At 64.5% G+C, this 13,602-nt stretch carries 12 protein-coding genes and 1 pseudogene; 7 read left to right on the top strand and 6 right to left on the bottom strand.

Features of this window, described 5'->3' with window-relative positions:
• The 4 genes from K883_RS25110 to K883_RS25130 all read right to left on the bottom strand — a co-directional run bounded on the left by K883_RS25110 (position 1) and on the right by K883_RS25130 (position 5,081).
• Positions 1 to 1,218 (bottom strand): hypothetical protein, encoded by a 1,218-nt coding sequence (locus K883_RS25110; protein WP_036456238.1) that lies wholly within the window; start codon positions 1,216 to 1,218, stop codon positions 1 to 3.
• 193 nt (positions 1,219 to 1,411) lie between these two features.
• Positions 1,412 to 2,692, bottom strand: coding sequence for a vWA domain-containing protein (locus tag K883_RS25120; protein WP_036456240.1), 1,281 nt, complete (start codon positions 2,690 to 2,692; stop codon positions 1,412 to 1,414).
• The gene (locus K883_RS25125; RefSeq protein WP_036456242.1) at positions 2,689 to 3,795 is read right to left on the bottom strand and encodes an AAA family ATPase; all 1,107 of its coding nucleotides are present in this window, start codon (positions 3,793 to 3,795) and stop codon (positions 2,689 to 2,691) included. Before K883_RS25125 ends, K883_RS25120 begins: the two co-directional genes overlap by 4 nt.
• Before the next feature lie 440 nt (positions 3,796 to 4,235).
• Entirely contained in the window at positions 4,236 to 5,081 is an 846-nt protein-coding gene (locus K883_RS25130; RefSeq protein WP_036456243.1) for a hypothetical protein, read from the bottom strand.
• Between K883_RS25130 and K883_RS27740 the strand changes: the two genes are divergently transcribed.
• Complete coding sequence (locus tag K883_RS27740) at positions 5,080 to 5,403, top strand: hypothetical protein (protein ID WP_156035666.1); 324 nt, start codon at positions 5,080 to 5,082, stop codon at positions 5,401 to 5,403. The two genes, K883_RS25130 and K883_RS27740, sit on opposite strands and share 2 nt — an antisense overlap.
• A gap of 10 nt (positions 5,404 to 5,413) precedes the next feature.
• Positions 5,414 to 6,367 (top strand): annotated as a pseudogene (gene whiA, locus K883_RS27300) (DNA-binding protein WhiA).
• Between the two features lie 140 nt (positions 6,368 to 6,507).
• Here whiA and K883_RS27745 read toward each other — a convergent pair.
• Positions 6,508 to 6,768 (bottom strand): hypothetical protein, encoded by a 261-nt coding sequence (locus K883_RS27745; RefSeq protein WP_156035668.1) that lies wholly within the window; start codon positions 6,766 to 6,768, stop codon positions 6,508 to 6,510.
• 519 nt (positions 6,769 to 7,287) lie between these two features.
• On the opposite strand from K883_RS27745, the gene K883_RS25150 reads away from it, so the two are divergent.
• The 5 genes from K883_RS25150 to wrbA all read left to right on the top strand — a co-directional run bounded on the left by K883_RS25150 (position 7,288) and on the right by wrbA (position 13,035).
• Positions 7,288 to 7,731, top strand: a complete 444-nt coding sequence (locus K883_RS25150) for an MmpS family transport accessory protein (RefSeq protein ID WP_051701188.1) — start codon at positions 7,288 to 7,290, stop codon at positions 7,729 to 7,731.
• Positions 7,728 to 10,562 carry an MMPL/RND family transporter gene (locus K883_RS25155; RefSeq protein WP_036456253.1) on the top strand — a complete coding sequence of 945 codons (2,835 nt, stop codon included), beginning with the start codon at positions 7,728 to 7,730 and terminating at the stop codon, positions 10,560 to 10,562. The genes K883_RS25150 and K883_RS25155 overlap by 4 nt, the downstream gene beginning before the upstream one ends.
• Positions 10,559 to 10,993, top strand: coding sequence for a hypothetical protein (locus K883_RS25160; RefSeq protein ID WP_036456255.1), 435 nt, complete (start codon positions 10,559 to 10,561; stop codon positions 10,991 to 10,993). The genes K883_RS25155 and K883_RS25160 overlap by 4 nt, the downstream gene beginning before the upstream one ends.
• Before the next feature lie 885 nt (positions 10,994 to 11,878).
• The gene (locus K883_RS25165; protein WP_255359025.1) at positions 11,879 to 12,223 is read left to right on the top strand and encodes a MarR family winged helix-turn-helix transcriptional regulator; all 345 of its coding nucleotides are present in this window, start codon (positions 11,879 to 11,881) and stop codon (positions 12,221 to 12,223) included.
• Positions 12,224 to 12,390: 167 nt separating this feature from the next.
• Complete coding sequence (gene wrbA, locus K883_RS25170) at positions 12,391 to 13,035, top strand: NAD(P)H:quinone oxidoreductase (protein ID WP_036456259.1); 645 nt, start codon at positions 12,391 to 12,393, stop codon at positions 13,033 to 13,035.
• On the opposite strand, the gene K883_RS25175 is transcribed toward wrbA, so the two are convergent.
• On the bottom strand, positions 13,009 to 13,515 hold the full coding sequence (locus K883_RS25175) for a MarR family winged helix-turn-helix transcriptional regulator (protein WP_036456260.1): 507 nt from the start codon (positions 13,513 to 13,515) through the stop codon (positions 13,009 to 13,011). The genes wrbA and K883_RS25175 overlap by 27 nt on opposite strands.
• Positions 13,516 to 13,602 lie beyond the last annotated feature (87 nt).

The following is a 13,602-nucleotide window of genomic DNA, read 5'->3' on the forward strand; positions in this document are numbered from 1 at the left end:
TCAGTTCTCCGGTGCTTGTGTGTCGTCGGCGGCAGCGATCATCACCGCCAGAGGAACGGGGCGGCGGCTCGCGGTCGGGGTGGCCCCCTGTGACAGCCAGGAGAACCGCCGCTTATACAGCCGCGCCACCGCCGCGCGCCGCGACCGAATCGTGGACACCGAGGGCGGCGCAGGGATCACCGTCACCATCTCACCCGCAGCAGGCCGGTACCCCGTCTTACGGAGCCCACCGATGGTCACCGTCAACGCCCCGTCCTCACCCACGGCGGTGGCGAAAACCTCACCACTGAAACGGTTCTCCGCATCCGGCATCGCCGTCATCGGCTCCCCAGCCCAACCGATGACGGCGGCCCCCGCCTTCAACCGCGTATCCAGCCGCCCCGCGCGCACGGTGACCCGGTTGGCGTGCTGGCCCGCCCCCACGACAGTCTCGCCGTGGCAGACGAACCCGGTGTGCACACCCCGCCCCCGCCACAACGGATCGGCCAGCAACGCCGCCTCATACAGATCGGCGGCATCGCAGCGGCTCGCCAACCGCGCCGCCGCCAGGTGCAACGTTTCGGGCCGGTCCCAACTGCGCTGTTCGCGCACCGCCGCCTGCATGACCTCCAACTGCCAGTCGTCGTCCTCACGCAGCGCGTCCAGCCCCGGCAGCAGCAGACCTCCGGTCACCGCGCGATGCCAGTCGTGCAACCCGCTCACGCCGTTGGGCACCGACAGCGCCGCCCGCCACGCGCCCGCGTGATCGGCACCGGGAACCATACCGAGCACGAACCGCGCGCGGCTGGTGCTCAGCACGTCGGTCACCGCCGAAGTACCGGGATGCGCGGCCCGCTCCACCCACCAACCGGCCAGCGCCGATCCCGCCGCCACGTCGATGCCGGCGCTCCGCGCCGGGTCGGCGTAGCAGCGCGCCAAACCCGCCAGCGCTCGCAACGTGGCAGGCGTATCGACCAAGGCAGTCGCCCCGCCGCAGAAGTCACCGGCCACGCACCCGGCGGCGCGGGCGAGCGCGGCCAGCCCATCGGCTCCGGTGCCGCTGTGGGGGTGCCCATCTGGCCCCACGGCCTTCACATGCACCACCGGCCCAGTGCGCCGCGCCGCGACGGCCACCTTCACGTCGCGCGCCGGGGCAGGGTTATGCAGCAGCCGGGGCACCGGCCCACCGGCATCGCGTGCGGCCACCCGCAGCGCGAGGTCAAACAGCGCGGCGCTCACGCCGCACCGTCCCGGCACTCACCGGCATCAGCCAGACCGCGCGCGGCGGCGGCGAACCCGTCCGCCAGCGCCGCCGTCGCCAGGTCGTCACGGGGACGCTGGGCAGCCTCGCTCACGGTGGCTACGGTCCACCCGGTGCCAGCCAGCACCGCGTTGGCCCACTGCGCGAAGTCGGCTGCCCCGGCCCGCCCGCTCACGCCGCCACCACCGCTACGGGGGTGACGCGCACCGTCTTGGCCCATGCAGGCGTGGTATCGGCGGCGTGCGCGCCGATCAGGGCCACGATCAACGGCACCGGCAGCCGACGTTCGGGCCAGGGTGTGCCGCCATCGGTGAACGCCACGACCACGTTGCCCGCTGGCCGCGCAGACAACGCAGCATCGATACCGACCCGCAGATCGGTGCCCCCGCCCCCGGTCAACGTCACGTCGCTGATCGACCGCACCGCGCGCGGCACGCTTGCCGCTGCATCGCAGCAGACCACCCGCACCTTGGCCCCGGTGCGCCGCAGCACCGCCCGTGTTTCCGACAGGGCGGCAGCCAAATCGTCCTCACCCATGGACATAGACGTGTCGATAATCAGATCGACGGTGATCTTCGGTGCTCGCAGCGTCGGCAAGAGCACGCCCTTGGGTGCGCGCCGGTTCGGTCGCCGCCAGGAGTGGTGCACCTGGCCCGCCTGGTCCTCGACGGCGCGGCGCACCGCAGCGCGCAGCACCTTGGGCCACGGCACCACAGCCGGGGCGAGTTGGGCAGCCGCCCACCGAGCCAGGCCCGCAGGCAGGGTGCCGCGACCGGCCCCGCTGCGCGCCATCTCTTGCTGCACTGCGCGCGCGACAGCGACCTTCACCAGATCGGCGGCAGCGGTGGACAGCCCCTTGCCGCTGCCCAAGTCGGCGGCGGCGGGCAGTTCGCCGGGCACGGGTGCATCTCCGGCACCAGAGCCGCACCCGTAACCATCGTCATCATCCCCGTCACCGGCTCCCTCACCAGTCGTGACGTTGCCGCTGCGGGGTGTACCGGGCGGCACCAAATGCCGGTAGTAGACCTCGGCGGCGTGCCCGTCCTCGCAACCGATCCCGCTGGGAGTTACCACACCGGCTGGCAATCCCACACCGGCCGCGATCAGGTCGTCGTTGATTTCCGCGTCGGCGGCGACATTCCACATGGTTCGATCCACCGGGGAATCCACCGTGTCAGCGCGGCCACCGTGTTCGCGCAGCACGTGCCCGACCTCATGCAGCAGCACCGCACCGGCCAGCGGGATGCTCCACCCGTCCTCGGTGCCCAGCATCATCGGGTCCAGGTAGAGACGCCAGTGCCGGTCCACGGCAAAAGTGCCCAGACCGGGCGCAGCCACCGGCGACAACGCGAACAGTGCCCGCGCGAAGTACGGCATCGCCTCCACTGCGGCCATCCGCGCCAGCCGCAGCTGCCGCCATTCGTCGGCGGTGAGCGCCCTGACCTCACTCACGCCGCGCTCCCCACATCGAGGCCCGCCGCGATCATCACGTCCTTGAACTTGCGCGCCGCCGCAGGCGGCTTCGCGCCGGGAGGCATCGCCACACTCAACGCCCGCGCCGCTGCCCCGGCCACATCGGGAGCACCGTGAGTTGCCGCCTCCACCAACGGGCCCCATGCGGTCATCCACGCATCCTTCGTGCCCTTGGCCGACGCCCACGCCACCACACCCGAAAGCACCGCCCACACCTGATCGGGACGGGCCGTGCCCCACCCGACGATGCTGGGGTCTGCGATCACGTCCGCGACGGCGGGCAAGTCCATGCTGGCCCGCCACTCCATGAACTCACTGCCCGCGCCATCACCGACCAGTCCGAGAGCGACGGCACTGATAGCGGCGGTGTCATCGCGGCGCAGATGCGCCAGCACTCGCGCCATCGCCTCCCAGGACCGCCGCGACGGCCACGCCCGCCCAGCAGCCTCGTCGGTGTCGGGGTACTGGTGCAGCAGCGCCGGGCGCGCCTCCACGAACGCACACACGGCCCCAATCTCATCAGCGCGACGCAGCTCGTCGGCGGCAATGCCGCGCGACGCGGGCAGCGCGGCGAACGACGACCGCATACCGATCAGCCATTCCTCGGCAGTTGGCTCAAAGTCAATGTGCAGGAACCGATTCGCCATCGGCGGCGTCAAATCAACACCACCCGCGCTCCGATCAGGCGGATTAGCAGCCGCCACGATCCGCACTTCATCGGGCAGCTTCGTCCGGCCCACCATCCGCTCTAAGGCCACCGTCAACATCGCGGCCTGCACCGAAGCCGAGCACGTGCTGATTTCATCGAGCAGCAGGTAGCCGCCCTTGGCGTCGATGAGCGTCTGCGTCCAATCCGGCAGCGCCAGCGTCTGCACCGCCCCATCGGTAACCACCGGCCACCCCGCAATGTCAACCGGCTCACGCTGCGATCCGATCACCGTCTCCACTGGCACGCCATCGGCAGCGGCCAACGCCCGCACCACCGAACTCTTGCCCATGCCGGGATCACTCCACAGCAGCACCGGCACATGGGCGCGAGCCGCAGCGTCGATCACCGTGACGGTCGTATCCAAATCGGTCATAGCCCAATCCCCTCCTGGGAAAAGTGGACTGGCCCTGATGGCCCGTCCTCACATCACAAGACACTACCGGCACCCACCGACACGTTCCCGAGAGGCCCACGGCTGCGGCGCAAAGCGGCGGCGATGATGGCGAAACCTGAGGAGATGCAGCGAAGATTGACCAGAATCGCCGAGGCGCTTTGACAGATATCCGGCCTGTCGCCTACCGGCACCAAACTAGCCGCCCGCCGAACTCGAAACTCTCGCAAAGCAATTACTGCTCGCCATGCCTGCGCGGCCTGTCGTTAGACAACACTGGCCACCTTGTCAATCTTCAATGCATCTCGACAACAACAACAACAACAACAACCCTTTCCCAAAACATCCACCAACACCCCGCTCCCCACCCCTGTGCCGGGTGGGGAGCGGGGTGTTGGTGGATGTTTGGAACTAGGTGTTGACTACTGATCGGCGACGGCGATGCGGGCCGAGCCGCCGGCCGACTCGAGTTGGCGCGCGCGGCGCGCGGCGGCGACCCGATGCACGCGGCGCGGATAGACCCTGCCGTCGCGCTTGGTCCGGGCCTGCGGATAGGCCCTCTCAAACGCGTCTTGGTCGTCGACCATCAGCACCACGCTCACACCGTCGACTTTGGTCACCTCGAGCTGCTCGGCGCTAGCGGCGATGAAGTCGTCGACGGCCTGCAGTTCGGCAACCAGCCCTGCCGGCGGCGCCGCGGTGCTCCGCTCGAATTTGGCGTAACGCTTGGCGTCGACGCCGAGCAACCGCGCGGTCTCCTCCTTGAGCAGGCCGGCCGCCAGCCGGCGCACGGTGAGGTCACCGCGCTGCTCACCGCGGTACACCTCGACGACACGGCCCTGCCGGCCCAACTTCCCGGCGGCCCGGCCCACGGCCACGTGTTGCAACGACAGCGGGTAGGCCACCAGATCCCGCAGAGTGCGTGCATCGGGATGGGCGTCTTCGAATTCGGCTTGGTCAACCACAGCCCTCAGTACCACAGGGCCTTCTGCCGGCGCCGCGGCGATGATCCGCGCGGCCTCGCCAGCGACGAACTCCTCCATCGCGATCAGCTCGTCGACGAGCTCCGGGCCGACCTCCAAGGCGCCGGTCTCCCGAGAGCGGTACTTGCGTAGGTCGACACGCAGCACCGGCACGAGGTCCTCGACCCGCAGACTCAACGCGTTGCGACGAGCGATCAAGTCCGACCACAGGTATGGCGGCTCGTCGATGTTGTCCTCCCGGATGCAGACAGCGGCGGGCAACACACCCGCCAATTCCACTTTCATGATTCCTTCTCCCCTCCGGAGATCTCAGGCCGGCCCCATTTTTGACCTGCCCTTCCACGTCGATGCTACCAACGTCATGCGACGCCAGCGGTTAACCCTGCGCCGCGGCGGAATGCACCATCAAGGCGATCGGCTCGACTTCATGCGCTACTTCGACGAGGTCATCAACGACAGTTGCAACGGTCGCTCTAAGACATCCGGGGCCACGGTTCCCGACGTTGGTGAATCCGGCTGGCAGCGCGCGCTGCCCGGCCGGCCTCCGCAGTATCATTTTCCCGATGAGCTCCGCCGGCAGCCGACGGGAAACACGGTCACCGAGTAGACCTCTTCAAATGGACTCGACTGCTGAAGCCAAGCAAGAACTGAGTCACCTGGTCATCACTTCACTTGACGCTCGTAGGGCCGAGTGTCGGCTCTGTTGCGGTTCTCTGATGGTGTGCAGATCGTGGAAATCGGTTGGCTTTCAATATCGATCTCAATCTTGAAGCGGTCGCGCTTCGGTTACGTCGCGAGATCTTCTCGCTGATGGCTGCCATGCGGCCGCACGGGCGGTGGCTCCAACACGTGCTCGACGTAACCCGCACTGGCTGGTGCAAGTCGACCGAAATGCCGATGAGCTGGCTCGGCGGGCCGGGCTGCTTGATCGACGCGGCCGCCCCGTCCACGGCCTACCGCCGCACCTCATGGCCGGCAGTTTTGCGGTAGGTGAATCCGTCTGGCGTGGCGCAATTTTGGCGCGGGGTGTCCCGGTCGACAACGGGCGCTGTAACACGCTAGATGTGACATGCCCGGGCATCGAGGCCGCTATGGCATTGGCGGGGACAGCACGTCGGCTGGGGGTCCGGGCGAAGGCGGCCGAGGCCCGTGGCAGGCACCATGTCGTGGTGCGCAACGTCGACGGGATTGGCGAACTATTAGCGCTTATGGGTGCGCAGCACGCTCGGGTGGCCTGGAATCAACGGCGACGCCGCAGACCACCCCAGGCAGACGGGTACCTGCAATCTGGGTTCGGCGATGCTAACCAGCGCCGTGCCGAGCTGGCCGCAGCGTCGACGGCTGCACAAGTTGAGCGCGCCCTGGCCATTCTGGGGGACAGCGCGCCAGATCATCTGGCTCAGGCTGGTCGACTGCGTATCGAGCATCGGGTGGCCTCACTTGAACAGCTCGCTCAGCTGGCCGATCCGCCCCTGAGTAAACACAGCATCGCCGGGCGCATTAGACGGCTGATCGAAACGGCCGACCGTCTTGGCCCAACCGTGAATCCCTCACGCTACGAGGCAATGTGAGTCATGAGGTTAGCGGCGACGAATACCTTGGCCGTGGATCCCGCCCAGGCCTAGGCCGCCGACACCACCAGCGGTACACAATCACGCCGTGAGCGAGAAATCAGCGTTGGTGCCGATGATCGTGCCGCGGCTGGCGCGATTCAGGGTGTTTCTTGATCCTCGATCAGCGTTGTCTGCGTGCGCTTTTTGATCTCGTAGTCTCTGAGGAGATCCTGGGCAATCTCAATCGCGGTGCCATACTCCACACCGTGGGACGACAGCTGAGCAGCGAGATCGTCGGCGAACTGGCCGGCATTGGATTCAGGCATGGGAAACCAGCGCAGGCCGATGGGGCCAGCAAACGGTGTTACTGCAGTGAGTTGCCTTATTGTTGAGGCAGCGAGCTTGCGCGGCCATGCCATCGTGCGCGTAGCGGATCGGCTGGCCGAGATACCAGCCTAAAGGCCGAACTGCTTCGAACTGCGCCCGTCCGGCGCCGGCAAAGTCGGTCGCAACCATGACGGTATTAGATCATACCGGACCATTTATTACATACTGCATCCAGACATTGGCTGAAAGGTTGTGCCTGGATTCGACGTGGTGGCGGGTGGATGAGCGAGCCATCGACGGGCCGGGCCGACTCGGCACCGGTTGTTGGCAGCGCGCTCATCGCGCCCCTTGCAGAAGGTCGGCCCAGGTAGTGGCTGACTTGTATAACATCGAATCATATGCGACGGTATTAGCCGCTACGTAATGCGATATGCTTCCTCGTCGACGTCATGACCTCGGAGGGCCCGACCGCGGCGCTGATGTTGCGGGCGTTCTTCGAACGTGGCCCAGGCGTCGCGGCGGCCGTTGAGCATGTTGGCTGCCTTGAGGTGTGAGTTGGGCGCGGATCGAAAAGTACGAAAATTCGGTTGCGGATTCCGAAAGGTGGGCGAGTGAGCCAACGTTCAGTCGGCAGGACTGTGCTGGCGAAGGTGTGGATGCCCTTGGTGATCGCTATTGCACTCGGTGTGGGTGCCGTAGGCATGTGGAAGGTGCATCAATCGTCGGCCCCAGGCCCGGGCATCGCCGTGCAGGATCCACAAGCGCCGGAACAATTCAATCTCAAGTATCTCTCCTATGAGGTCTTCGGCACGTTGGGCGACGGCGGAATGCTGGACTACGTAGACATCGACGGACATCCACATCAAGTTGATCTCGCGGAGTTGCCGTGGTCACACACGGAGAGGACGACGTTGACCGTGGTGTCGGGCGCTATTTCGGTGCACGTCCACGGAGATGAGGTCGGTTGCCGGATACGGGTGAATGGCGTTGTGCACGACGAGCAATCGATAACTCATCAGGAAGCTGATGTCACCTGCAGAGTGAAGTCCGCATGAGCGCGCATAGCGCCAAACGCCCGTTCGTCGCGAGAACCGTCCGGGTCTTTGCGGTGCCGATCATCGTGTTCTGGGGCTTACTCGCCGTGACCACGAATACCTTTGTGCCACAGGTGGAAAAGGTCGCCGAAGAACTAGCTGGCCCGATGGTCCCAACCTATGCACCGTCTCAGGCGGGGTTGCTACGCATCGGTGAGAAGTTCCACGAGTCGAACTCCACCAGCTTCACCATGGTCGTGCTGGAAGCCACGCGGCCGCTCAACGACCAGGACCATCAGTACTACCAGGACCTGATGCAACGGCTCCAGCACGACGCCGCGCACGTGCAGTACGTCATGGATCTGTGGGGCAAGCCGATCAGTGCAGCCGGCGCGCAGAGCACCGACGGCAAGTCCGCCTATGTGCTGCTGCGTACCGCCGGCGACAGCGGCCAACTCCTGGCCAACCAATCCGTGGACGCCGTGCGCGACATCGTCGCCAAGGACGTCCCGCCCCCGGGGCTCAGGGCCTACGTCAGTGGTGCGGCACCGCTGGCCTCAGACACGTTGACGATCGCCAACTCGAGTCTGAACAACGTCACGATCCTCACGATCTTTCTCATCATCGGGATGCTGTTGCTCGTATACCGCTCGGCCGCGACGGTGTTGATGCCGCTGGCCTCGGTGCTCATCGAGATGCTGGTCGCTAAGGGAGTAGTCGCCACCCTGGGCCATTTCGGGTATATCGAACTCTCGTCGTTCGCGGTGAACATCGTTGTGGCGTTGTCGCTGGGGGCCGGCACGGACTATGGCATCTTCCTGATGGGTCGCTATCAGGAAGCCCGCCAGGCCGGCGAAAATCGGGAAGACTCCTTTTTCATCGCGTACAAGGGCGTGGCACCCATCATCATCGGTTCGGGCCTGACGATCGCCGGTGCTGGTTTCTGCCTGAGTTTCGCGCGACTGAACTACTTCCAGACCATGGGACCGGCCGTGGCCATCAGCATGCTGTTCACCATCGCGGCCGCGCTCTCACTCGGCCCGGCCATCCTGGCACTGGGCAGCCTGTTCGGCCTGTTTGACCCGAAGCGGACGGTGAAAGGGCATCTGTACCGGCGTATCGGGGCCAGCGTGGTGCGCTGGCCGGTGCCAATCCTGGCGGCCAGCAGCGCCGTCGTCATGATCGGGGCGGTCTTCGTACCGACCTACCGGGTGAGCTACGACGACCGCAAATACCAGCCCGCCGACGCTCCTGCCAATCAGGGTTTCGCCGCCGCGGATCGGCACTTCCCACAGAGCAAGCTGTTCACCGAGATGCTGATGGTCGAGAGCGATCATGACATGCGTAACTCGGCGGATTTCATCTCACTGGACCGGGTGGACAGGGCTCTGATCCGCTTGCCCGGTATCGCGATGGTGCAAAGCGTCACCCGGCCCCTGGGCCGGCCACTCGAACACGCCACCATCCCGTACTTGTTCACCACCCAAGGTAGTGGCAGCGGCCAGCAGCTTCCGTTCAACAAGCAACAAAACGCCAACACCGACCAGCAGGCACAGATCCAGGCCGACACCGTGGCGGTGCTGCGCAAAGAGATCGGCTACTTCCAACGGATGTCCGACGAGCTGCACAAGACTGTTCTCACCATCGAGGACCTGAAACGCATCACCGATGACATGAATCAAGAGATCTCCAATTTCGACGATTTCTTCCGTCCGATAAAGAGCTATCTCTATTGGGAGAAACACTGTTTCGATATTCCCATCTGCTGGGCATTTCGATCGCTCTTTGACGCACTCGACAACATCGACAAGTTGGCCGACGATATCGGCGACGCCAAAACCTCACTCGAGGCCCTCGATAAGCTCTTGCCCCAGGTCATCACGCAGCTACAACTCACCGCCGACGACTCAGCGGCACTGCAGGCACTCGTGGTCAACTCCTACGGCCCGGCACATTTGCAGTCCACCCAGACCGACCAGACGTTCGACGACCTGATCAACGTGGGCAACGACTTCGACCACGCCCGCAGCGATGACTTCTTCTACGTACCCAGGGAAGCCTTCGACAACGAAGACGTCAAAACCGACATGTCGCTCATGATGTCCCCGGACGGCAAAGCGGCCCGATTCATCATCACCCACAAGGGCAACGCCTTAGGACCGGAAGGCATTCAACACGTCGAAAAATTCCCTGACGCCATCGAGATGGCGCTCAAGGAGACCTCACTGGCCGGCGCGAAAGTCGAGGTCGGCGGCGCGGCCTCCAACGACAAAGACATCCAGGCCTACGCCGATTCGGATCTGCTCATCGTGGCGATCGCCGCCTTCACACTGATCTTCTTGATCATGCTGATCCTCACCCGAAGCCTGATGGCCGCCTTCGTCATTCCCGCCACGGTCGCCTTCTCATACGCGGGCGCCTTCGGTCTGTCAATCCTGGTGTGGCAGCACCTCGTTGGGCTACATCTGCATTGGCTGGTGCTACCGATTACCTTCATCATCCTGGTGGCGGTCGGTTCGGACTACAACCTGCTGTTGATCGCTCGCGTGAAAGAGGAGATCCACGCCGGGCTGCATACCGGCCTAGTCCGCGCGCTGGGCAGCACCGGTGGTGTGGTGACATCCGCGGGCCTGGTGTTCGCCTTCACCATGCTGTCGATGCTCATCAGCGACCTGAGGACCATCGGTCAAGTGGGATCGACAGTCTGCATCGGGCTGCTTCTGGACACGCTGATCGTCCGGTCGTTCGTCGTGCCATGCCTGCTACGCATTTTCGGACCGTGGTTTTGGTGGCCGGCGCTGGTGCGCTCCCGACCGCTGCGCCAGCCCTCTGATTTCGGAGTAAAGCAATGAACCCGATCCCCTGGGCCATGTTGTCGGTCATCAGCCTTGGCGCCATCTTCGTGTTCGCCGCGCTGGGCACGATGATGGTCATCCGGTTGGTGCGCCGGCCGGCATTGCCGCTCAGCAGCCAAGTCGGCGGCATCCCCACGGTTCTGCGCAAACTACGCAAACGCGAACCAATGACAGAAGAAGAACTCGCCCTGGCCCGCCAAGCCATCTCAGATCGCGCATCACCGCTGGCTCTGTGCATCCCTGCCACCCTGTTCAGCCTCGGCTGCTTCTTCATCTTCGGCAGCCTTGAACAATTACACGGAAAAACGCCTTCCGAGCGGACATTTCTTGGAATATTTCCGATGCTGACAGCCACCAACCTCACCCTGCAACTACTCAGGAGCGCAAGCTTGAAAAGGCGCCTGCCACGCAAATCAGAAGACCGCTGACGCTACACGCCACTGTCGGCTCAGCAGCAGCTGACAGCCAGACAGCACCTCACAAGCCCATCGAGTCATCACCACGCGGCATCAGCGGACCGCCATACTGGATTCATATGATACGGTAGTCGATGATACTATCTGTGAGATTTCCTACAGGCGCGTTCCCCTGTTTCGATGCCCGCCAACGGTCGTCCTCATCGGTCATGGTGACGGCAATCTACCGGCGTTCGACATGAAACCACCGGACGGAAAGGTGTGAGATGAAGTCGCGCAATCTGGAGAACCAAACCGCCGAGGCGCTCTTGACCCGGATCAAAGAACTTGCCGCAGACGCAGAAACCCACCTACTCCCCGACTTGGCCAACGCGTATGTCGCCGTAGTCGCAAAATCTCCCATCCCGAACCGGCGCCTGGGTCGAATCAGATAACCCAGCAGTAAGCCGTAACAGTCCTCGGGATCTCCTGCATGCCACCACCAAGACAGGGCCCCCTAGCGGTGCTACGCACGGCGGTGTATGCATCGACCGGCCACTCCGCTAGCCCTTGCTGGACCGCCGCAGTATAGGCAGCTGGCGCGTCGTGGCTGAGCCAGCCGGGCCCGAAACTTCTCGACTTTCGTGAGGCGCTTGGCAGCCGGCTAGCAACCTCGGGCCGCCGAGCCGTCGGGGTCAGTGCCCACCCGGGACGGTCATGCACGCGACGCAAAGTAGGGATCATGTGCGACGGTAGCGAGGGTGACTAATCGCGTATGCTGTTGGAGTGGCGCGAATGACGAAAACAAGGACAGTAACTAATCGGGCAACGGGCCGTCCCGGAGATACATCTCCGTTCGCGCTCGGGTTGTTGCTGCGGCGTGCGCATAATCGTGCGGCCACTGAGCTGGTTGCGGCGATGCGACCGTTTGGGCTAGAGCTACGGCATTTCGCCATGTTGATCGTGCTCGTCGATCGTGGCCCGACCCTGCAGCGTGACCTTGTGCCAGTGACGGGGTTTGATAAGGCGGCCGTTGGGCGCGCGATCGACGATCTCGAAGACGCCGGCATGGTTACCCGCGAGGGTGTCGCAGGTGATCGGCGGGTATGGATGGTGCAAATCACTGAGTATGGATTGGACGTGTTCGACGAAGCCCACCGCGAAGCACAAGGCATCGCCGACAGGCTCGTGGCGCACCTCAAGCCCGGCGAGCCGGGACTGCTCATGGACCTGCTGACGCGGTATGCCTACCCCGAGTTGTGACGTCGCCGGACCAGTTCACACGTTGTGAAAACGATCCGCGAAGCTGACTGATTGGCGCACAGTCCTCGACGACGCACTCGATCGCCGCGCCGGCACCTGTGGGTTAGTATCAGCTGATACCATCTGATGTGTAACGAACATCTATGATTCGCCTCTAGGGGATCCCCATGTCGCAGCGCGCCAATATCGCGGTTGTGTATTACTCGTCGACAGGGCATATGCACGAACTTGCCGAGGCGATCAGGGCGGGCGCCGCCGAGGCCGGCGCGGACGTGCGCGTGCGCAGAGCCGCCGAGACGGTGCCCATCGAGGACATCGTTGCGCATCACACGTGGATGGGCAACATTTCGCGCACCAAGCACATCCCGGTGGCAACCGACGATGATTTGTTGTGGGCAGATGGGATCATCTTCGGCACGCCGGCGCGATTCGGCAACGTCGCGGCTCAGCTCAAGGGCTTCATCGACACACTGTCGGGCTTATGGCATCGGGATCTGTTGTCAGACAAGGTTTACAGCGGTTTTACCTCCACCGCATCCATGCACGGTGGCCAGGAGTCCACGCTACTGGCGCTGTATAACTCGGTCCATCACTTCGGCGGGATCCTCGTGACGCCGGGATACAAGGGGCGCGTCGATGCGGCGACACGTAACCCCTACGGGGCTACAGCCTTCACCCGCAGTGACGGCTCTCGGCCCGTGGATGACGCGACGCGCAAGGCAGCTCGGCTACAAGGTCGCCGGGTTGCCGTCATGGCCACAGGCTTCAAGGTGGGACTGAGCCGCCTACCCGATGGCGATGCCCCTTCCTAGCCCGGGATCTCCGTCGGGATAGGTGTAGCGCGTCAGCAGGTCCATGAGCAGTTCAGGCTCGCCGGGCTTGAGGTGCGCCACGAGCCTGTCGGCGATGCCTTGCGCACCTACGTGGACTTCATCGAACACCGCCAAGCCCAGCGAGGTAGCCTCGAGCAGCCACGCGCGACGGTCGGTGAGTACGGTGACCCGTTTGACTAGGCCGGCCTTTTCAAGCCCGGCAACCACCCGTCCGATGCGAGCCTTGTCCCACCCGGTCAGTGTCGGCATGTCACGTTGTAGCGTCGGCCCCCGGTCGGCGAGCACGAGCAGTACGGCGAAATGCCGCAGCTCGAGCCCGTGCGGCCGCAGAGCCGCGACGAGGGCATTAGATGCGTGCCGATGCGCGCGCCGGGTTAACAGCCCGAGGGCAAAGGGCGAGCAGTCACCGGGTCGATCGGTCGCGCGGTTGCGGGTCGCACTGTCGCTGCTCTGGTACATGCACCTATACTATAGCGTAATCTCAGGTGATACTGTCGCGCGTGATCCTAGCTGGTTGTGAAAATTGCGCCGTTCAGCCATGCTGCG

The organism is Mycobacterium sp. TKK-01-0059 (assembly GCF_000709305.1).
In the GTDB taxonomy this organism is placed as follows: domain Bacteria; phylum Actinomycetota; class Actinomycetes; order Mycobacteriales; family Mycobacteriaceae; genus Mycobacterium; species Mycobacterium intracellulare.

Coding starts and splice junctions, on each gene's coding strand:
- K883_RS25125 (WP_036456242.1), bottom strand. CDS start 3,795: ATGACCGATTTGGATACGACCGTCACGGTGATCGACGCTGCGGCTCGC.
- K883_RS27740 (WP_156035666.1), top strand. CDS start 5,080: ATGATTCCTTCTCCCCTCCGGAGATCTCAGGCCGGCCCCATTTTTGAC.
- K883_RS25130 (WP_036456243.1), bottom strand. CDS start 5,081: ATGAAAGTGGAATTGGCGGGTGTGTTGCCCGCCGCTGTCTGCATCCGG.
- K883_RS27745 (WP_156035668.1), bottom strand. CDS start 6,768: ATGGCATGGCCGCGCAAGCTCGCTGCCTCAACAATAAGGCAACTCACT.
- K883_RS25155 (WP_036456253.1), top strand. CDS start 7,728: ATGAGCGCGCATAGCGCCAAACGCCCGTTCGTCGCGAGAACCGTCCGG.
- K883_RS25160 (WP_036456255.1), top strand. CDS start 10,559: ATGAACCCGATCCCCTGGGCCATGTTGTCGGTCATCAGCCTTGGCGCC.
- K883_RS25165 (WP_255359025.1), top strand. CDS start 11,879: ATGCGACCGTTTGGGCTAGAGCTACGGCATTTCGCCATGTTGATCGTG.
- wrbA (WP_036456259.1), top strand. CDS start 12,391: ATGTCGCAGCGCGCCAATATCGCGGTTGTGTATTACTCGTCGACAGGG.
- K883_RS25175 (WP_036456260.1), bottom strand. CDS start 13,515: ATGTACCAGAGCAGCGACAGTGCGACCCGCAACCGCGCGACCGATCGA.